Below are 19,581 nucleotides of genomic sequence, written 5' to 3' on the forward strand. Positions count from 1 at the left end.
ATTCTGGTGTAAATCGACGTCTCATTTTATCTGCCTCTATTAAAAGTTAGAGGCGACAACTATCCTGACACAGGGGGCTACTAACGAAATAGAATCAAATTTATCTGTTTCAGAATTTACTTTATCTTTTCCAACAACCAAAGTATGCGAATAAACTTCGCATGAGTATGAACGCTCATTTTGAGACATATAACTGGACGCACCGCTCCCGCCTAAGCAGTTTAATAAGGAGATATATTTATTTTCGTTAGTCTTACCATAGATGTTAGAGTGATCTTCAATATGAAAAAACTCTGAAGACCAGCAACTGAATTTTTTTGAGTCTGATCCAGTAGCAAGTACTCCAGAAATATTATTGTTATTTTCAATTTTAAAATTTGCTTTAATTATTTCAGTCATTTCTTTACTCCGTATTTAGGCCTCATATGAAAGCAAACCAACTAATCCTTTAAAGTAGTAACTGCCAAATAAATGTTGTGCATACCATAGAATTATCCAAAGGCCGGCTTTTCTTCCTGATGAAATACGGCTTAGTGCCATAAGCGGACAGTGGTATCATAGTCATTTGTTAGTTGTTTTTTAAACCTAAAGATGAAACCATATTTACATACATTTTCATTGCAGCACCATAATTTTTAATGGTTTTAGGTGATACTTGCTTAGCCTCTGCTAATCGATTAGATAGCTCGAACACATCATTTTCATTAGATAAAATACTGGGAGAAATTGTGATGTTTAGATGTTTAGAAACACCGTTTAAATAAGAGATATAAGACTTACGTGAATCTGCAACCACGTCATTATCACCAACACCGCATTTTTTTATATATTCTTTATACTTACTCAAATGTTGAATCAAACTCAATTCCTTTGAAACAGCTAACTTTTCAATAGCGAAGCAGCCCTACTTGTATGCGTCCCAGCGAAAGACGTTAATTGACGAGTTCATTCAGCTCTTGGCCTAATTTAACGCAATGTGATCTAATTGAATTAATAAACTCTACTAGTTTTTCATCTCGAATTGATTCGAAGTCCTCACCTTTAAAGGTGAACGAATCGAATACTACCCCATGATAATTCTGAGTATCAAAGCCAACACTATATTTTGGTTTGACAAGGCTAATATGTTTTACGGTATTTGTAAAAGCGTGAACATACTGATATTCGAAACTTTCCTGAAAGGCCTCTAGCTTTGATTTGTATTCTGGATTCATCATCTTTTTGACAACACCATTAAATGAGATAGAGTGAACGCTTCTAATTTCTGGGTCAGTCGATACTGCTATAATTTGAGCTAATATTTCTGGAAGCGTATGGACAGTTGTTGCCGCTGCGACCAAAGAAAACTCTCTTATACAACGAGCTTTTTCAAACTCTACATCGCTCTCCTCTGAAAATAACCGATTCATCATTTCTGCAACATCTTTATCTTTTCTACCTGAATATTTTGAAAAGACCTCATCAGCTGTATAAACATGATAAAGTGCTGCTTTACTTTTCCAGTCGAATGAGTCCATGCATATGACTGCTCGCTCAATACTATGTTTATCATGGGTAGCTTTTAACTTTTCTCTGAGAGCTTTTAAATTCCAAGATGCCAAATTTCCCCCTAGGTGCTAACAGCTTTATCAAAAGACACTTTCCCTATTTTAGTGCGAAAACGTCCCTATTTAATGATTTCTTATTATTATCAAATAGTGTAAGTATTGCCAGCTTTAAATATTACTCTTCAGAAAGATAGTTTTACTATGTGAAAGAAGGGAAAGTATCTATTAATACCCTTAACTAATGCCAATTTACCCTGAATGACCGCTAATCGCTCAAAGAGGAATATCTTGAGCTAAAGTTTATTCAGTAAAAGCGATACGTCCATTTATTAGATTTTCATACTAGATGAATGTTCTGGTCTAATTCCATTCAATATTTGGTTTATCTAACCCAATTCAATCACAATCTATGATTGGAATATCTGACCAGCGGGTTGTGTAATGGGGCGATAAAAAAGCTCGTTTCATGCTCCATGATTTTGTGAGCTTTTCACTTCCTAAAGATAAAGTGCCGACCCCATAACGTTTATTTATAGCATCCAAACACGCCATTACTTCTGGGTTATCTTTACTTACAGAAAACATATCCGCTTGTTGAAATAACTCACTTTCTAATTCTATTGCGCCAATACCGCAGCGATAAAAGCGCGTGTTAGCCTTATAAATATCATCAATAACATCTGAAACAGCACTGGCTATAACACTGGTATCTGATGTAGGTATAGGAAAATCATAGAGCAACGATTTCTTATAATACAGGTCTTCGTGTGGAGAGCTTGCAGCGAATATAACAAGTCGTTTTGCTAATGACTGTTGTTTTCTTAGCTTGCGGCCAACAATCGTTGCGTGTGTTACGAGGGCTGATTTTAATGTATTTAAGTCACTTACTCTTTCCCCGAAACTTCTTGTCGAGTAGATTTCTTTTTTATTCTGTTTTACTTCATCCCAACTCAAACAGGCGATGCCATTGAGTTCACTTACGGTCCTCTCAACAACAACGCTAAACATGCGTCGCATTTCTTTTGGGTTTTGATTCGCTAAATCCCATGCACTTTTAATTCCCATCACCTTGAGTTTTCTACCGAGTCGAGAGCCAATACCCCAGACATCGGTAACATCCATACGCATCAGGATTTCTTGGCGTGAGATATCATCATTAATAACAGCAACTCCGTTATAACCAGAGAGTTTTTTTGCCGCATGGTTGGCTGCTTTAGCTAACGTAGGCGTAATGCCAAAGCCTACACCAACAGGTAATCCTGTCTCGCGCCATACAGCTCGTCGTATTGTGTGTCCGTAGTCAGCCCAGTCATTAATGATTTTAGAAAAACCAGTAAAACGTAAAAACGATTCATCAATACTATAAACATAATGGTCATCACAAAAACGATTAATGACAGTCATCATTCTTTCACTTAAATCAGCGTAAAGTTCATAATTAGAAGAGCGAACCACGACATGGTGCTGTTCTAAATAGTTTTTAATCTTGAAGTAAGGCTGAAATTTTGGGATGTTCAACTTTCTTGCGATAGGGCATATGGCACAAATACACCCATCGTTATTTGTTAAAACAACAACGGGTTTAAAGCGAATGGATGGGTCAAATACTTTCTCCGCACTGGCATAAAATGCAACCGCATCTACGAGGGCAAACATCGATTTAACTCAACAATATTTTTGTGTAGACGGATACTAGTAGTAACGACACCTTCGAGTTTAAAGTCATCATCTTCAGAAATATAAACGGATTTATAATCGTGAGATGCAGAGATAAGCAGGCGCTTTGTTTTGTCTATGATCTTACAAACAAATGTACCGTTGTAATTTGCAACAATGATATCACCTGTACTTGGATCCTCAGATCTATCAATAACCAATAAATCACCATCGAATATCCCCACCCCTTGCATTGATTGACCTGAAGCGATGCCTATAAAAGTAGCATTGGGGTGTTTAATGATTAGCTCATCGATTGAAATACCTAGCTCTACATATTCTGCGGCAGGAGATTCAAAGCCGGTGATGCCAGCTTCTATAAAAATTGGAATAACGAACATATACACCTCAAATACTGTTTATATATACAGTGTAATTTAAGGTTCAAATTATGCCAAGGTTCTTTTTGTGAAGACGATAGTTTAATTAGAGTTGCTATAAGCAGGTTTTAGCCTTAAAGATTAAAAACCTCTTTAATAACAATTAGTAAAATTACCATCGGTTTGTTAAAATTTCACAAAGGAATTATGAGCTTACTCAAAGCTTATTTTAATTATGGAATAATTTACTGATGACTTTAGTTAAAAACACTATTGTACCTTTTCTAATACTTAGCTTTATTACTGGCTGTTCAGCCTCTAGACACGCCATCATTGCTGGTGACTCTGAATTAACAGATGCTCAAGTGTGTCGAAACTACCTTAATGATAAAGATATCCTCGCTAAAAGTTATACCGCCGAAAATACTGATGAAGTGAACTATATCTATGCGCTTAACAGGGAAGTTAAATATAGAACACTTACTCAGTACAAATGTGAGATATTAGCCGCGCAAGACAGAAAAGAAATCGCTCAAGGCGTTGTTGCTGCTGTGGTTGCGGTAGGTGTCGTTGTTTTAGCTGTTGCAGCAGCAGGAGCTGGCGGGTCAAATAACTATTCTTCTGGCTATGCGTGGGACCAGTTTTATGATGGTAACTACAACTTAGTCTGGCGCTGTCGAGATAAGTCTACTGGCCAATTTGCATATAACAGCGCTTGCTCTGGACAGTATCAAAATGACAATACATGGACTGGGAAGTAGCTTTCCCATTAAATTTTAAAAGCATAATATCTTAGTTCTACAATTAAAATTGTCAGTCACCACAAATGAGAACTAGCTTATTAACTCATTTATTATATGTGACATATTTAAACTGAAATAGGTATCAAGAATTATAATGAAAGCATCCACAATTTCACTGTTAGCAACACTTGTTTTTTCTGCTGCCTCTTCAGCAAATCAAGAAATCGACTCATTTAGCAAAGCTAAACGACTTCTAGAAAAGCAGGTTTATAACAATCACCGCATTACACTTTATTGTGGTGCGACATTTGACGCTAGTAAAAAAGTAACCGAGCCGGAAGGCTTTTCTACAACAAAATACGTCAAACGAGCTAAAAAAATTGAATGGGAACACGTTGTTCCAGCAGAAAACTTTGGTCGTACTTTTAGCGAATGGCGAGATGGGCATAAGCAATGTGTAAATAGTAAGGGGAAGTCATTTAAAGGTCGAAGATGTGCAGAGAAAGTAAATACGGAATACCGTTTCATGCAAGCTGATATGTTCAACCTTTATCCGGCTATTGGGGCTGTGAACGCTCTAAGAAGTAATCATAACTTTACCATGCTTCCAGCGGCTAAAAGCGATTTTGGACGTTGTGCGATGAAAATTGATGACAGTAAAGCTGAGCCACCTGAAATGGCTAGAGGGCAAATTGCGCGGACTTATCTATATATGGAGAACACCTACAAACGATATAGCATGAGTAAAGCACAACGCCAACTAATGAATGCATGGGATAAAATATATCCTGTAGATGCTTGGGAATGTACTCGAGCAGAAAAAATTTCAAAGCTACAAAAGAATCAAAATGATGTAGTAAAAAGTCGCTGTGAGAGTAAAGACCTTTGACCATATTACCCTAATCATGATTTATGAAAGCTTATAATTAAGAACCAATTAAGCGACTTTTTAAACGTTAAACTCTCAGCTTTTATTAGTTAGTTTTTAATCCAGAATGAGCAGCTTTGAGCGAAAACCGGTCATTGAGGTTGGCTAAATATTAGTAAATTGATTGTTCAAACTGTTCTTTGCCCATATGCTAATAATATATGAACGATGCACGCATATTATTCTATTAAACTTACTTTAAAGTTTTAGAAAACTTAGTGATAGTAATACCTTAGGTAATTTGTTAAAACCATATAAAGTAAATAAATGAACGTTAAGTCAGCTGGTATATGCTCCATTTGATCAATATTAAATTGTTAGGCGAAATATGAGTATTAACGAAGAGTTAGAAAAGCTTGATCAATGGGCTTCATATCTTCCGAAGATGGGTATGAAAACTTTAGGTGGTGGTGATAGGCCAATGTATACATTGGATCTCATAATCATAGGTGCTATTAAACGATCTCTAAGTTTGGCAAGTGGTCTTAATGATTTAGTCAAATTAAAGAATATGACTTGTGCTCGTGCAATTGTGAGAATGGAACTAGATACGATAAGCCGACTATTGGCATATACATATGTAGATGAGCCCTTTGAAATGGCAAAAGCAATTATTGGAGGCAAGGCACTAAATTCATTCAAGTGCCGTGATGGAAAAAAACTTAGAGATGGTTATCTCATTAATAAAATGACTGAGAATCATCCTTGGGTTAAGGATGTATATAAATATACATCAGGTTATGTACATTTTTCAGAAAGACAGGTTTTTGATTCAATTTCATCTGTATGCAATGATGAAGATAGAACTATAATATTCCAAGTAAGCAAAGAAGATCATAACTTCCCAGAAAAAAGTTGGATAGAAATAGTGGCTTGTTTCAATGAAATGTTATCCATTCTAAGTGATCTTCTAGTTACATTAAGAAATAAATTAGAGTAAGACGAAGTGTTACAAAGCACGCCTAATAATACGCTGTAGTAATACAGCCGATATACCGCTGCGCGGTAAGTTACATTTACATGCGCTGCCTTTTTGCAAAGGTTTTATTTTATGAAACGAAACATGGATTTAGTAAGAGAGATTTTACTTGCCTTGAGTAAACATAAGCACGGATACGCTCCCAGCAACTTTAAGGTAGAAGGTTATACTGAAGAGGAAGTCCTTTATCATTGTTTCATTCTAGATGAAGCTGGACTCATAGATGCGAGCAACACTTCAGATGATAATTCATTAAGTCCAGAGGCAATTCCAACCAGACTTACATGGGAGGGACATGAGTTTATTGAAAATGCAAAAAGTGAAAAGATCTGGCAGCAAACTAAAGATGCAGTAAATAAAATTGGTGATGTTTCCTTTTCAGTTTGGGCTAGCGTACTAGCGAAAATAGTTGAACAGAATTTATTAGGTATTAGCAGCTAACAAACCTCTGTAGCTTCTCGTTAGCTTTTCTAATCATACTAGGAGTTTTTATGAAATATATCACAGTAATTTTATTACTAAGCTTACCTTTCGTTACTTTAGCCAATGACGTTGAAGGTGGATTCGGTTATAAATTCAAAGAAAAAATTAATATCAGTAGCCTCGAATTAATCAAGGTAACAAAAGTAGAAGGTGATCAATATAGGTATAAGCCAGAAAAACCTTATGGAAATCTAGATAATTACTCTGTTTATGTAACACCTGAAACACAATCTGTATATAAAATTGAAGCACAAGGTAGTTTCCCAACCAAAGCGGACTGCAAGCAAGAGCTATCTTCTTTAGAGCAAGCATTATCCAAAAAATACGGAGCTAAAAAACCTGACTTATCAGCAGTAATTAGCGGCATGCCAATAATAAGGTTAGGTGGTAACGGTAAACGAATCGTTGGGATGTGTAATGTTTATACAAAACCTTATCAGCTAACATTGTCATATATGGATGATTCTCAAACCCAAATAGCCAAACGAGAAAGAGCATCAATCATAAATAGCGAAAGAGATCTATCTGGTTTATAAAAAGCGAGTTGATCAAAAGGATAAAACAACAGCTGACTGTTTTCGTACATCAACATTTTAGCCGACAGTTATTTGACTCTTGTGAAGCGTTCCCAAATGCTGCTCGTGGGCATTACCGTGGCACTTTTGCAAAGTCCAGCTTCGAGCGATAAGCGGTCGTTAACAGTTACTTTTCAATTTTGTCAAAGTATATTGCTTGCATAGTCAGGAAAACGACCGTATCGCTCGTTTTTGCCCTTAAGTAAAAAACAGAACTACTGTATTTTGGTAGTACTGGCAAATAGTTAAGAAGTTTGTTACAAATGAGTAATTCAGACAAACGAGCGACGCTGTGGTAGAAGAACGTGCGATTCGCTCGCTATAAACATATTCTCAAGCTGTGGCTCAAAATCAGCTTAAGTGATGGTACCCTCAAGCCCACACCAGATGCCTTATATTTCACAATTTATACGTTGATGTTTGTCGAATCAGAATATTTTAACTAACTTAAAGGCAGGCTGGTTAAAAACTTAAATGCTTATACAACTAAAAAAGCGCCCTGATTAACTCGGAGCGCTTTGCGTTTAGGACAAATAAACGGGGGTTATATAAACTTAAAAAACAAATATTTAAGCATAGCTTTCATACTATGCTTATTACTTTGGCGATATTGCTCATAGTTAATTATACCAATAGACATTTTAGTGCAAAACAAACTTAGAGCGATAAACCAGGCAAAATTTTGAGTTAGTTGGTACTGTAAAAACAGTATAGCTGAGCCACTAAATGCGATAATCGAATAGACAGCTTCTATTCGATACCGACTAATTGCTTTCAATATTTTGGGCATTAAAAACCATCATCAAACGAGTCAAAAGCATCAAAACAATCGTGCTCTATAGAGTCTCCTATCGACTCTTCAATTTCATAAACGGTCATTACTCGATTAGATTGGCCCACTACATTGCCGCCAACATCTACAATATTAGCGCTCGCATTTGTGATAGGTAATCCTGTTGTTGGATTAATCGCGATATCAGTAGCGTCATTATTTTTCATTTTTTAAACCTTCTTAATTATTAATTTATGCTTTCAAATTTAATGATTTCGTGATAAAAAACAAACTTGTTTGACTGCGCAGCTCAGCAACAAACAGTTTGAATAAGGCATTAACTTTTCTTCTATTTTCACTTAATCTTTTAAGCAAAAATCCTTTCCTCTTTATCTAAAAAGTTTATTAATAAGTTTAATTTGAAGACGTTTTTTGTCTGATAGACGCTCTTAAAACGCATTTTTCGGCACGACAAACTGCAAAAAAAGCGTCTCAGAATGAGACCAATAGCTCGCGTAATACATTGGAGGCGCAGCCGGAAATGTATGGAGTCGCGCGAATGTACAGGCTGGTCTGTACTAACCGCGATAGTGTTTCGCATCAGCGAAATTCGATATCAATTTGGGACAAATTGATATCGAACCATAATTTTCGTCAGAAAATAAAAGCAGATGAAAAATGCAAATTATGGGGCACCCATTGCATTGTCAGGCGCGGCAGTATGGCGGTTAGTACGGAGCGTAGCTCGTACATTCGCGCAGGGTCTACAACGCTAGCGCGATAGCGCGTTGAGCCAGCTCGTTGCGGAGCAACAACCAGAGCTGGCGGGCGTTTTAGGCCCTATGGTTGAGTAGCGAAGCGACGAGGCCATCAGCTGAAAGCTGCTTTTTGTTGCGATAATTATCGCGACAATGATTCCGTGCATGCTGTAAGAGCATCTCGGGATGAAAAACGACAATATAATTATAAAATGATGATAATTTTTGTGTTGCGGTGCTAGTTACTTTTACTAATTAACTCACCAAAAGGATTTTGTGAATTGACTCAGCAACCATCAATAAATTTGGAAACGAACAACACTCTTCATACTCACTACCCTCGCTATTTTGATATTGATATGCGGTATTATCCAGGCGTAAACAATCATCAAAAAGGGGTTAACCGAACACGATTAACCGCTTTAATTGCTATTCGGTTTTCCATTGTTACACCAGGGATTATTCGCTGGCTCTACGGCATTAATCATCGGTTAGCATTAGAGCATCTGAACCGGCTAGAAAAGGACAGTTTGCTGCGTGTGGTAAAAACACACCGAAGCCCTGACGGTCGTGTCTACGTGCCTACCTATACTGCAGCCAAATTTGCCGAGGAATTAATGGGCATCGACGTATATTTTAGGAGTAATAAAAACCCTGCTCTGCAGTTCAATCAAAATAATGTTATGCATAACCTGATTAACGCATTTGTCATGCTGCGCGGTATACATAATTATCAAAGTGATGAAACATACGCGCCCATGTGGAATGGGCTTATTACTGAGCCTGAATTTAAACGTATTAATAACCTATCTGATACGCGAACGATAGATGGTGCTGTACGACTCCTCGATGGCTCTATTGCAGCAGTTGAAATTGAGCACTCATTTAAAAATAAAACGGCACGGCAGGCTATTTTACTAAAATATTTGGCCTCGTTAAAAAATAACGATTACAGTAAGATTTTTTTATTCTCTCAGTCGGTCAAAATTTTTGATGACATTAAACGTTTACATGAGCAGCTATTTACGGAGCTACCTGAACGTTACGACAAAAAGTCGCGCGCACCACTTCTCAGTGAAAGTGATGCTGAGCTGCTGCGTGCCTCAATAATATACCGAACTAAACTTTGTTCTGAAATTGAAAAAATGTTTTACTCGTAATGCAGTAGTATAAACATTAATGCGTTATGGTTGTTTTTTATTCAATTGTTTAGAGTAAAAAATCTTAGATTCATCGTCACCAAGGATTTTTGCATATTCCACGCAACGCCTTACATCTGCTTTTTTCAGCTTAAAAGTAGGATTTTGATTCTGTTTTAACAGCTCATAGGTTCCTAATAACGTGAGGTTTGCACGAGCCCACTCGCCCTCTTTAGCTGACCCTTTTTTAACTCTAGGGCGGCGAAATAGATTTGGCCTAGCTATATGTTCACTTTTACTAGGGCATTGAGTGCTGTACGCAAACTCAATGGCAGTAATACAGTTACCCACTTTTAGCGGCTTAAACGTTACGCATATATCTGTGTGGGCATTGATTTTTTCAATAGCAGGTAAGAGTACGCGAGCCTTGAAATCCCGCCATACTCCGTATGATTCGGATAAAAATAATTTCTGTTTCATCTCTGGTAATTGAAAATTCACAACTACCTCGCCCTTCCGTTTGTAATTTTTATAATTTCGCACCCAATTAAGGAGTGCGTACAATCGAAATGATGCCAGACTGTTTAATTTTACTGTGTTATGAAAATATAACTCTGTGAAATCACCCTCAATATTAAAAATATACGGCTCGATAGCTTCTGAAAACTCCAGTGTGATAAACGAGCCCTGATTTTTCACCTTTTCGTATGTAGCATTGCTCACCCACGGGATTGATACCGCTTCACCGCTATCGTCTAAAATAGTGACGGATTTATCTTGGAGTGACTTTGCGGCAGAACTCAGCTGCTCATAAACGCTGCGCTTACTGAGGCCAAAACACTGGGCATATTCCGTTGGATAAATAACAATTTGTCCTGGGTTAGACTTTTTGGAATTGATTTTAGACAACGCGAGATTTATTAATCGCTGCTCATTAATCTCTAGCGAATATCCCGCATGTAATAGCTTATTGGCGAAAACAATTTTTGAAGAATTTTTACTGCTCATCTCTCTACCTCATTTCTGGTTGATGGTGTTATGCTAACCGCGGCTCAACCAATAAAAGAAATTTCGGTAAGTTTTTTGGTTAATAAAATTTTTATTTATTCACGGTAAAGTGCCCCCCTAAACCGTATAAATTGCCTACTCATTTCGTATAAAGTGCCACAATAAACATATAAATCGCCCACAAACACAGTAAATATTTTATTTAATTTCAATAAGATAACATCCTCTAAAAGTATTAAAATAGAAAAAATAAAAATAAAGGCACATTTGCCACTTTCTATTTTTTATTAATTAATTTCTGACGGTTAAAAAATAAATTAATTATTTTTTATTTTTTTTACCTCACCACTATCATTTGTAATAAAACTACTGAGTGAGCTGCCTTACTGAAATACGCAAAAGGGAGGTAGATATAAATCTACCTCCCTTTTGCATTTGACCTCTACGCCGCCTTGCCAAACATTATTACAATGACTGCGCTTTTGAGCCACCGTAACGAAATCCTGTATTTGCGCAGGACCTCCTCCCAGGTTTGATACTCAGTAACTGAGTAAAATGCCCTATTAAACGCTATTGCAGTTAGGGCAGCGAATCAGCAAATAATGATTCACGGCATATTTGGGGAGACATGATTAGGCTGTTATTTTGATTTTGAAAATAACTATTATGACCTCAGTTTCAATCGCTAATTATTTCCAATTTAACACTAAGCAAAAACATCATCTTCAAAGTCGCACGGCAGCTCCACACGCTCTACAGGGTCGCTAATTAGAGCATGCATAAGCTCGTAGGTAAACTTTCGCATAGCGTACTGATTTAGCTCTTTATTCGCTGTAATTTCAGAGCCAATTACCTCCCAAAGCTCATCTAAATTCGCATTATCACTGCGTAATTCTAATAAGTTTATCTGGTGGTCATTCGCGGTGATTACCCGGCTAAATGAGTGTAATAAATTTAAAAAATCCAATGTTGATACGTATGCATGTTTCATGTTTTGACTATCCTTGTGTAGTTTGTTATCAAAATCGATAACGTATTAGTAAATAAAATCAGACATGGGTATTTAAATCGGTTTACGAAAAATATTTTAAAAAAAGCGAACAAATGTTCGCTTAGGGGGGTTATGCATTATCGATAATATCGACCCAATCACTCTCTGCGGCTGCAAAAAATGTAGTTGGCGTTTGCATAAATATTTGCTGAAACTCCTCAGAGAACAGCTCACAAAACTGTGTTATTTGCTCTATGTGGATAAGTAAAAAAAGCACCATATCAACTTCTTCTAAATATCGATTTTCAAAACTCGGATTTTTTTCCAACATACTATTTGAAATACTAATACCAAGTATTTTCCCAACGCTATCTCTATGTAGATATATGTAATTATTGAAATTTAACTCCAAACTTTGTTCGTCAACTACATCTGCTAGCAATAAAATTGTAGAGCAGTCATCCCAAGGCGATTTGCTGGCTCGAACGTATTGGCGAATAAATTGAGATTTAGTATTTTTCATGATTTGTCCTCGTTAATTGTCCTGAAATTAACTAGGGCCATGCGATGGTTAAAAATGAAGAATTGCGTTTTGTTGGCTAAATTTGCAAAAATAATAAAAATCATTAAAGTAAGATTATGACTCTACAACCTCGAAGAAGAATAAAATGGCTGATTTTATTTGGTTACTACCCGCAGCTCTCCTGACAGTAGTTTTAGTCATACTTATTAAACAATCTCGAAAGTAGGTTTATATCTTGAGTACATAAGCTATTTGAAGTTAAAAAACACTTAAAACTACCCTTTCATATTAAGTGTATCGAAAAATTAATACTAACTAATCGCAAAGCTTGTTTTCAAAAAAGTAATTATTCCTGCCTCAATTTACCTGAAAAATTTAATATAAATTTTTCACACTTTTAAAATTCCAATCAAAAAGCGATGTGAAGCTCCATTTGGCGGAGGAATTCAGATATTTATCCAACCCTCCCTAAATTTTGAAAAATTTTGAAAATAGTTACTATAGTACTGTTAGTTTGAATAATTAAACCCTCAAACTAACCAAGTCAACATAACCAGTTTTTTCTATTGATAAATTAAAGGTTACTATGCAAATTATTTCTTCTAATAATAATGGACTTCAAATGCAAAAAGGATATGTGCTAGCGATAATCACCGATAACGGTAAGATTATTAAGTCAGGGGTAGCAGTTGAGTTAATGGTCTTCGAGGCGATGATGGCATATACTATTGATACTTTTTGTGCTCGGTTTAAAAGTATTGATCCTTATTACTTTAAAGATTCTAAATAACTAAGCTTTATAATCATGCAATATTAAGTATGGCCAGTTGCAAAGATGAACTTGCAACTGATTCCTTCGTAATTACGTCAAAAGTCATAACCACTAACTAGCTCACCAGTATGTTTATGCAGACGCAACAAACGCTTCTTATCATTATGAAATTCAAGTAGGAGCTCAAAGTAGTCAGCATTTGATGCACCTAATAAATGCTCAAATACATTATCGAGCCCTCCTTTATCGCCGCTAAATGTATTTAACTGTAAGCTGATGCTTTTAAAAGTGTCTTTAACTAGTTGGCGAATGGCCAAACGTTCATCACTGGATAATTTTACAAGATTTTTAGTAATAGATAACCAACGATCAGTTACTTCATCACGAAATGAGTTGTCAATTTTAGCTAATTTATTTTTACTCATATCAATCTGCGACTCAACTTCACGCGCCTCAGACTCAAGTTTGGATATTTTGTTTGCAATGGCCTGTGGTGGAGTTCCATCTAAAGTCAAAAGAGCATCAGTAAGTGAATCTATATCGTCATTAATTTTAACTAAACGCGATGAAAGCTCAGCCTCTCTGATATTAATCGCTTCTCTATCACCACCTTTTAATAAAATACGCTGCAGGTTTACCTTATCTTGGCAAAAAGTAACAACAGCATTTTCAACCATTTCGATTTGAACAGTAGAGCTCATTGTACAATTATTACTGCGACGAGCTTCAACACAGCCGTAACGCTTATGGCTGCTTTTTACTTCATCAATACATTTATTACGATAAACAACATGCGAACCTACCGATTTACCACAGCTACCACATTTAAATACACCAACGCCCGATAAAACTCCCACAAACTTTTGCGTGTGTTTCGTCGCACCTCGTTTAGATGAATCTGCGACTAAAAAATCAAACTCAGCTTTACTCATCAATGGCGGGTAATAATCTTCCAGAACGTAATCAACATCGCCTACTTTTACATTTAACTCACCTATAAGAGAGCGGCGCTTTACCTCTTTATATATATTAGCCCCAGTGTGGTGTACAGTTCCCGCACCAAACTCACCGTTAATAAGCTCAGCTATTTTAATGCCACCATAGCCTTTTTTAAATAGTTCAATCTTACGTAACATAATTGCCTTATTACGCGGCTCTAGCTCAAATAACTTTTTGTCGTCATTCCACACCACCCATCTAGGCGACATCCCGCACTTAACTCTAAAACCCCGTTTGCCGGCTAACCAGTCTTGGCATTGTTTAGTTAACGCAGAGCGAACCCGCAGCGATTTCATTTCACTTTCTTCATTAGCCCGTATTAGTACAATAATAATATAAACCAAATCCATCGGATTCTTTTTAATGCTTTCTTTGTTGTATTCTTTACGGTCAGCAGCAGTGATCACTGTAATGTCTGCATTAATAATTTGAGCAATAATGCCCTGGCTGTCTAGTGGTGCAGCACGAGAAATACGGTCCAGACTTTCAAGCACCAAAATAGAGCCCGGAGGTACTTTACCCTGCTCAACCGCAGCTAAAAATATACCCAAAGCACCACGTGTAATATTAGTTTTATGAAATGCACTTAATCCCATATCACGCATAGAAAGTGAATCATCAAGCTCAAGTCCCTTTTCCTTGGCAACCTCTTTTGCAAAACTAAGCTGCCGATTTAACGAATTCCCCTTAGCCTGCTCGATCGTAGAAAAGCGTATATAGCTGTAAAGTAAAGGCTTAAAGGTATTTCGGTATTTCATCATATTGATTCTCTGCTGTTGTTGTACACACTATAAATCAATATAACACAACCATCTACTATAACTATACTTTGGCTGGCCTGTAATTGCGGTAGATACACATATATTTCGTGTTTCTAATCGCACTAAGCTTGCCATGGGTAAAGATGTTGTCGCCGTTGAACAAAAGCTTGAAAAAGTAGTGCCAAAAGAATTTAAAGTAGACGTGCATCATTGGCTAATACTACACGGGCGTTACACCTGCGTAGCACGTAAACCAAAGTGCGGCAGCTGTATTATTGAAGACTTATGTGAGTTTAAAGAAAAAACCTCAGATTAACTTCCCTGATATATTTTATTAGATGTATGCGAGTGCACAGCACCCGCATTTCAATGTAATTTTAAAAACTATCAACTAGCAAGTAACTTTAAACCAGCTCTTTCTTGGTTAAAAGGATTTAAACTTGTACCATATCTTTTCTTAATCCATTTAAATTGCTTTTCAATTAATGTTGAAATATCAGGATTCCCAGGTAGTGGATAGTCCTCAGGCTCATAGCTGCCTAATGCTGGACATTTCAATGTTAAGAAGCAGTGCTGCCAATAACGATAATGGTGTCTTTTTGCTAAGTCTAACCCTTTTTCATAGACTATTTCAAAATCTTGACTGTCTATTGTTTGTAGGTAGCGAGCATAAAAATAAAGGGCTTGTACATAATAAAATTTTATGTGGCTCAAATCGGGTAATGCTGACTGATAATATCTAATAACTTTATCATCCTGTTCAATATTGTGACTTTCTCCCGCTAGCGAATCTTGCTCACATGAAAAGGCGAACATAAGGCTTTTTAAACCTCTTGTAAAAGGGTTTACACTTACTAATTTATCAATATGCTCATAATCTATATAGACATTTCGAGACTTAATGTAAGTTAAAGTAATTCTATCTAGATGCTGATTATCATGAAGTTCATCAATTGTTTTACCTATTTGATGAAGCTTTACGCCAGCTAAGTAACTCTGTGCCTCATAATAATATGATTCTTGCCTCACCACAGTTAATATAGGCGCCACATTAACAGCTAATTGCACAAAAGCCGCTGACACAGCAGCATAATTATAGATATCATACTTTACATCATGGAGAACTCTATCATATGCCTCACCTTCCATTGTATATAAATGGCGCGCATTCATATAAATAATACTGTCAAGTATTGAGCCTTTCTCTGGTCTACCTTCAATATCCATCAGTGAATTATTTGTAATTAGCAACTTTAACTGCTCATAAGCCCTATCAAACTCTCCAGTAAAATAAGTTGAAAAAATCTTAATTAGCTTCAAGGCTAAGCTGACTTTCTCCTCATTGTTTTCTGTTTTAAAGTGTTCAATTTCAAGATTATCTAAAGTAGCTAAAAAATCTGGTGTAAAATTTAAAAAGGATGAAAGCTCACCTATATTTTCTACCATTAAAATGTAATCTTCAATTTCTTCATCACTTCTTACTATACCTTTCATCGCACCATAAGAAAGGGCTGCCAATAAGTTGTTGAATAATGATACAAAGATAAGTAAAGCTTTTTTGTTTACTTTATAAAGCTCGTAAATATAATTCATAAGAGATTGATTATATAAAAACGCTTGTCTAAACAACTCAAGTCGGTCCCTCTCTAAGGTATGCTGCTCAAATTGAAAGCGGGAAAAGCGCTGAATAACAGACTGCAATGTATAAAATCCATTATGATCCTCAACTAAAGATTTATGAGCGAGCACAGAAATATCTTTATCACTCAATGGTTTTTTGTAATTACCTACTTGCTTATTTCTATCACCTTTTTTGCTTTCAGCAATTAAGCGTTTAAACGTGTCTAAGTCAATACCATCTGGAAATAAAGAAAATGATTCAAAAGTACGCTTTTGACTATCTGTAAGTGTTTGATAAGAATATAGAATAGATATATATAATGACTCTTGGCGATTTATATTAGTATCCACCTCATCGTCAAACATTAAAGTTAAATCTTCTTCTTTAACTTTACCAAAAAAATCTTCTTCTAATTCTTGCTTCAATTCTTTTAAGTTTTTACCTTTAGGCATACCATCACAAATTAGTTTAATTGCTAACGGGTTATTATTTAGTAACGGCTCTAAAACTTTCCTACGTGCAAAATCTTGATTTTCATCACTAATGTAGCTATTTTTAGTTAAATGATTAAATAAAGATAACGCTTCTTCTGATTCCATTTGCCTAAAGGGAAGAATATCTTCCCAATCTGTATTGATACTTTCTCTGGAGGTCACCAAAACCTTTGCATAAATTAACGTACGTGATAACAACTCTTTAACTTGCTCAATGGCTTGTTTGTCCGTGCTTTGAGTTACGTGTTTTAAATATAATAAACTTTCCAAATTATCAAAAATTATCAACCTATTTCGCTGATCGTGATGCTTTGCCAAATAACCAAATAAATCTTCTGCAGTTCGTAAGTTAAAAGCTTCCCCTATGTGTATTTCGAGCTGGTTAGAACTGATTATATTTTCACAATCAATAAAATAGACTCCAGCATCAAAATGCCCGCGAATGGCTAACTCAAACGCCACTTTTTTTGCTATTGTGGTTTTCCCTAGACCTCCGCTACCTTTTATAGTTAATAACCTTTGACCATTAGCTGCCTTAGTTAGCTTTTGACTAATATCCGCTAAATCGGATAATCGCCCGGTAAAACCCTGTAACTCGCTCGAATTGATTTCCCTCGGCAATACAGGTTGATAACATGACCAATGAAGTTTATTTTCAGGATTTAGAGATTCTAATAAAGATTTACTAACCTTTACCAACTGAATATCTTGTTTATCAATAAAGTGTTTAGTATCAGGGTTTTTAAATAACTGATGAGTTAATTTATCTAAAACTTTTAGCTCCCTTCCTTGCTTTTTCAACAGTGATAAAACAAGCAGAGGAAAGTCGACTCGTTCTAACTCTTGCTCGCTAAGTAGCTTGTCAGTGATTAATACTGTCAACTTAGCTTTTAAAGGTAAGTTCTCTTGCAACTCATCAATAGCTATATACTCACTACAAGCATTATCATCTTCAATTAACAATCCATTGCTTGTTTTCTTCGCAAGTAAAAACAAAATTGAGTAATTGTCAGCCTCCCTTAAATTACATTCCGTAAAAGCCTGATGATAAATAGGATATTTAAATTTTTTAAGCTTTGCGATGATATCTGAATCATCTATCGGTTTATCTAGAGGGGAGGCTGTGAATAAACTAATTTTATCGTATGGTAGCGGACAAGCTTCATCGTTCTCGGATGACTTTTCGACTATTTGCTCAACTAACTGCTGGTCTTTTATAATTTTACATTCAGCTAATTGATGTACAGCATCAATTAATGGCTGACCAAACTCGCTAAAAGATATAGTTTTAACATGGCAACCTGTTAACTTACCGTCAATTACTTGCTTGTCACTTTCTCTCACCAAGGCATAATGTGGTCCGGTATTCCCATCGTACAATTCATTTTGCTTCACTATTTCAGCGAGTAATTCCGCATCATCTAATGAACAACCAATAAATAAAATAACTTTATTACTTATCAACTCTCTAAACTTCATAAGTGCTGATTCATAATGCCCCTCAGCATCATCTTGATATAAACGGTGGTAGGATTGAGGAGTAAGAACCATATGGTGCGGGGCTTCTATTTTACCGTGCAAGTGCCAAAGCATTTCTTGTTTAGTCGGTCTTGCAAACGCTGCGAGCTGCTCAGAATTGGAGTTATCAAAAACACATAAGTTGGCAGATTCTTCATGAGCCCACTCAAGAACCTTATCGTAATTTAAAGTAACAACCCTATTACTTAATCGCCAAATTGCTTTTGGTAACTCTTTAGACTTATGGTCTAATTCACTGAAATTAATAGAAAATTGAGACTTAAGAAATTCAAACCATTGTCTGCCCGGTAGATTTGATTGAACAACTCGGGCCGCCTCTTGATACATACCGGTATCTACTTGCAAATTTACCATCTGAGAATGTTTTACCAAGTTCTCATCTTCTAATTTACTGGCAGCATTTTTGAGTAATTCGGGCCATGATGGAAAGGCCCTATTCCCTTTATTAGTTTGGACTGACATGGAAACACCTGCACCAATTAAAGGAATTACCTCATTATTAGTTATGAGTGTTTTTAAAGAAGAAGGTAGTTTAATTTCAGTCATTAAGAAAATTCCATTTAACGATTATATAAGCACTATCTTACTTTAAAGACACTAAAATCAATAGATTAATTAAGACTCTTTTCAAAAATGAATAAATAATGTCATTTAAAAATGAACACAGACACGTATATATCTCATGCCTCCATCCATACTGAACTCGCTATGTGGAAAATATAGTTGAGGTAGAAAAAAGCTTGAAAAAGTAGTGCCTACTGAATTTAAAGTAGACGTGCATCATTGGTTGATTCTTCACGGACGTTATACCTGCGTAGCACGTAAGCCAAAGTGCGGCAGCTGTATTATTGAAGACTTGTGTGAGTTTAAAGATAAGACTGAATAGCCCCAAAAGCGCGGCATGTAGTCGCGA

Annotated in this window: 18 protein-coding genes and 2 pseudogenes; 9 read left to right on the top strand and 11 right to left on the bottom strand. The window is 36.1% G+C overall.

Annotation, left to right across the window (positions count from 1 at the left end; translation table 11 throughout):
- Positions 1-39 precede the first annotated feature (39 nt).
- The 5 genes from I6F54_RS18025 to I6F54_RS18045 form a co-directional block, all read right to left on the bottom strand.
- Positions 40-399, bottom strand: a complete 360-nt coding sequence (locus tag I6F54_RS18025) for a hypothetical protein (protein WP_197142525.1) — start codon at positions 397-399, stop codon at positions 40-42.
- A gap of 169 nt (positions 400-568) precedes the next feature.
- Complete coding sequence (locus I6F54_RS18030) at positions 569-859, bottom strand: hypothetical protein (RefSeq protein WP_197142527.1); 291 nt, start codon at positions 857-859, stop codon at positions 569-571.
- 73 nt (positions 860-932) lie between these two features.
- Positions 933-1,601 carry a hypothetical protein gene (locus tag I6F54_RS18035; protein ID WP_197142529.1) on the bottom strand — a complete coding sequence of 223 codons (669 nt, stop codon included), beginning with the start codon at positions 1,599-1,601 and terminating at the stop codon, positions 933-935.
- 342 nt (positions 1,602-1,943) lie between these two features.
- The gene (locus tag I6F54_RS18040; RefSeq protein ID WP_197142530.1) at positions 1,944-3,203 is read right to left on the bottom strand and encodes a Y-family DNA polymerase; all 1,260 of its coding nucleotides are present in this window, start codon (positions 3,201-3,203) and stop codon (positions 1,944-1,946) included.
- A complete protein-coding gene (locus tag I6F54_RS18045) occupies positions 3,188-3,604 on the bottom strand; it encodes a LexA family protein (protein WP_197142532.1) in 417 nt (138 codons plus the stop codon). The genes I6F54_RS18040 and I6F54_RS18045 overlap by 16 nt, the downstream gene beginning before the upstream one ends.
- Before the next feature lie 230 nt (positions 3,605-3,834).
- Here I6F54_RS18045 and I6F54_RS18050 point away from each other — a divergent pair, with 230 nt between their 5' ends.
- The 5 genes from I6F54_RS18050 (at position 3,835) to I6F54_RS18070 (ending at position 7,252) form a co-directional block, all read left to right on the top strand.
- Positions 3,835-4,344: a hypothetical protein gene (locus I6F54_RS18050; protein WP_197142534.1), complete on the top strand. Its 510-nt coding sequence runs from the start codon at positions 3,835-3,837 to the stop codon at positions 4,342-4,344.
- Positions 4,345-4,480: 136 nt separating this feature from the next.
- A complete protein-coding gene (locus I6F54_RS18055) occupies positions 4,481-5,215 on the top strand; it encodes an endonuclease (protein WP_197142536.1) in 735 nt (244 codons plus the stop codon).
- 367 nt (positions 5,216-5,582) lie between these two features.
- The gene (locus I6F54_RS18060; protein WP_197142538.1) at positions 5,583-6,194 is read left to right on the top strand and encodes a hypothetical protein; all 612 of its coding nucleotides are present in this window, start codon (positions 5,583-5,585) and stop codon (positions 6,192-6,194) included.
- Positions 6,195-6,305: 111 nt separating this feature from the next.
- Positions 6,306-6,674: a DUF2513 domain-containing protein gene (locus tag I6F54_RS18065; protein ID WP_197142540.1), complete on the top strand. Its 369-nt coding sequence runs from the start codon at positions 6,306-6,308 to the stop codon at positions 6,672-6,674.
- 50 nt (positions 6,675-6,724) lie between these two features.
- A complete protein-coding gene (locus I6F54_RS18070; RefSeq protein WP_197142542.1) occupies positions 6,725-7,252 on the top strand; it encodes a hypothetical protein in 528 nt (175 codons plus the stop codon).
- 828 nt (positions 7,253-8,080) lie between these two features.
- Here the strand turns inward: I6F54_RS18070 and I6F54_RS18075 are convergent.
- Positions 8,081-8,290, bottom strand: coding sequence for a hypothetical protein (locus tag I6F54_RS18075; RefSeq protein WP_197142544.1), 210 nt, complete (start codon positions 8,288-8,290; stop codon positions 8,081-8,083).
- Positions 8,291-9,102: 812 nt separating this feature from the next.
- On the opposite strand from I6F54_RS18075, the gene I6F54_RS18080 reads away from it, so the two are divergent.
- On the top strand, positions 9,103-9,981 hold the full coding sequence (locus tag I6F54_RS18080) for a hypothetical protein (RefSeq protein WP_055018105.1): 879 nt from the start codon (positions 9,103-9,105) through the stop codon (positions 9,979-9,981).
- Between the two features lie 24 nt (positions 9,982-10,005).
- On the opposite strand, the gene I6F54_RS18085 is transcribed toward I6F54_RS18080, so the two are convergent.
- The 3 genes from I6F54_RS18085 to I6F54_RS18095 all read right to left on the bottom strand — a co-directional run bounded on the left by I6F54_RS18085 (position 10,006) and on the right by I6F54_RS18095 (position 12,482).
- On the bottom strand, positions 10,006-10,968 hold the full coding sequence (locus I6F54_RS18085) for a replication initiation protein (protein ID WP_197142546.1): 963 nt from the start codon (positions 10,966-10,968) through the stop codon (positions 10,006-10,008).
- 706 nt (positions 10,969-11,674) lie between these two features.
- Positions 11,675-11,959, bottom strand: a complete 285-nt coding sequence (locus I6F54_RS18090; RefSeq protein ID WP_197142549.1) for a hypothetical protein — start codon at positions 11,957-11,959, stop codon at positions 11,675-11,677.
- 130 nt (positions 11,960-12,089) lie between these two features.
- On the bottom strand, positions 12,090-12,482 hold the full coding sequence (locus tag I6F54_RS18095) for a hypothetical protein (RefSeq protein WP_197142551.1): 393 nt from the start codon (positions 12,480-12,482) through the stop codon (positions 12,090-12,092).
- A gap of 586 nt (positions 12,483-13,068) precedes the next feature.
- Between I6F54_RS18095 and I6F54_RS18100 the strand changes: the two genes are divergently transcribed.
- Entirely contained in the window at positions 13,069-13,272 is a 204-nt protein-coding gene (locus I6F54_RS18100) for a hypothetical protein (RefSeq protein ID WP_197142552.1), read from the top strand.
- Between the two features lie 77 nt (positions 13,273-13,349).
- On the opposite strand, the gene I6F54_RS18105 is transcribed toward I6F54_RS18100, so the two are convergent.
- Positions 13,350-15,014: a recombinase family protein gene (locus I6F54_RS18105; protein ID WP_231617052.1), complete on the bottom strand. Its 1,665-nt coding sequence runs from the start codon at positions 15,012-15,014 to the stop codon at positions 13,350-13,352.
- 67 nt (positions 15,015-15,081) lie between these two features.
- Between I6F54_RS18105 and I6F54_RS18110 the strand changes: the two are divergent.
- Positions 15,082-15,330 (top strand): annotated as a pseudogene (locus I6F54_RS18110) (endonuclease III); the annotation flags it as partial.
- A 71-nt stretch (positions 15,331-15,401) separates the two neighbouring features.
- On the opposite strand, the gene I6F54_RS18115 reads toward I6F54_RS18110, so the two are convergent.
- Positions 15,402-19,214 (bottom strand): SIR2 family protein, encoded by a 3,813-nt coding sequence (locus tag I6F54_RS18115; protein ID WP_197142553.1) that lies wholly within the window; start codon positions 19,212-19,214, stop codon positions 15,402-15,404.
- Positions 19,215-19,361: 147 nt separating this feature from the next.
- On the opposite strand from I6F54_RS18115, the pseudogene I6F54_RS20390 reads away from it, so the two are divergent.
- Positions 19,362-19,554: pseudogene (locus I6F54_RS20390) on the top strand (endonuclease III); the annotation flags it as partial.
- Between the last annotated feature and the right edge of the window lie 27 nt (positions 19,555-19,581).

Source organism: Pseudoalteromonas sp. SWXJZ10B, from assembly GCF_015864475.1.
GTDB lineage: Bacteria > Pseudomonadota > Gammaproteobacteria > Enterobacterales > Alteromonadaceae > Pseudoalteromonas > Pseudoalteromonas arctica.

What these genes read in the sequence shown, in the direction of transcription:
- I6F54_RS18025 (WP_197142525.1), bottom strand. Translation starts at nt 399, where the DNA reads ATGACTGAAATAATTAAAGCAAATTTTAAAATTGAAAATAACAATAAT.
- I6F54_RS18040 (WP_197142530.1), bottom strand. Translation starts at nt 3,203, where the DNA reads ATGTTTGCCCTCGTAGATGCGGTTGCATTTTATGCCAGTGCGGAGAAA.
- I6F54_RS18045 (WP_197142532.1), bottom strand. Translation starts at nt 3,604, where the DNA reads ATGTTCGTTATTCCAATTTTTATAGAAGCTGGCATCACCGGCTTTGAA.
- I6F54_RS18050 (WP_197142534.1), top strand. Translation starts at nt 3,835, where the DNA reads ATGACTTTAGTTAAAAACACTATTGTACCTTTTCTAATACTTAGCTTT.
- I6F54_RS18055 (WP_197142536.1), top strand. Translation starts at nt 4,481, where the DNA reads ATGAAAGCATCCACAATTTCACTGTTAGCAACACTTGTTTTTTCTGCT.
- I6F54_RS18060 (WP_197142538.1), top strand. Translation starts at nt 5,583, where the DNA reads ATGAGTATTAACGAAGAGTTAGAAAAGCTTGATCAATGGGCTTCATAT.
- I6F54_RS18065 (WP_197142540.1), top strand. Translation starts at nt 6,306, where the DNA reads ATGAAACGAAACATGGATTTAGTAAGAGAGATTTTACTTGCCTTGAGT.
- I6F54_RS18070 (WP_197142542.1), top strand. Translation starts at nt 6,725, where the DNA reads ATGAAATATATCACAGTAATTTTATTACTAAGCTTACCTTTCGTTACT.
- I6F54_RS18075 (WP_197142544.1), bottom strand. Translation starts at nt 8,290, where the DNA reads ATGAAAAATAATGACGCTACTGATATCGCGATTAATCCAACAACAGGA.
- I6F54_RS18085 (WP_197142546.1), bottom strand. Translation starts at nt 10,968, where the DNA reads ATGAGCAGTAAAAATTCTTCAAAAATTGTTTTCGCCAATAAGCTATTA.
- I6F54_RS18090 (WP_197142549.1), bottom strand. Translation starts at nt 11,959, where the DNA reads ATGAAACATGCATACGTATCAACATTGGATTTTTTAAATTTATTACAC.
- I6F54_RS18095 (WP_197142551.1), bottom strand. Translation starts at nt 12,482, where the DNA reads ATGAAAAATACTAAATCTCAATTTATTCGCCAATACGTTCGAGCCAGC.
- I6F54_RS18100 (WP_197142552.1), top strand. Translation starts at nt 13,069, where the DNA reads ATGCAAATTATTTCTTCTAATAATAATGGACTTCAAATGCAAAAAGGA.
- I6F54_RS18105 (WP_231617052.1), bottom strand. Translation starts at nt 15,014, where the DNA reads ATGATGAAATACCGAAATACCTTTAAGCCTTTACTTTACAGCTATATA.
- I6F54_RS18115 (WP_197142553.1), bottom strand. Translation starts at nt 19,214, where the DNA reads ATGACTGAAATTAAACTACCTTCTTCTTTAAAAACACTCATAACTAAT.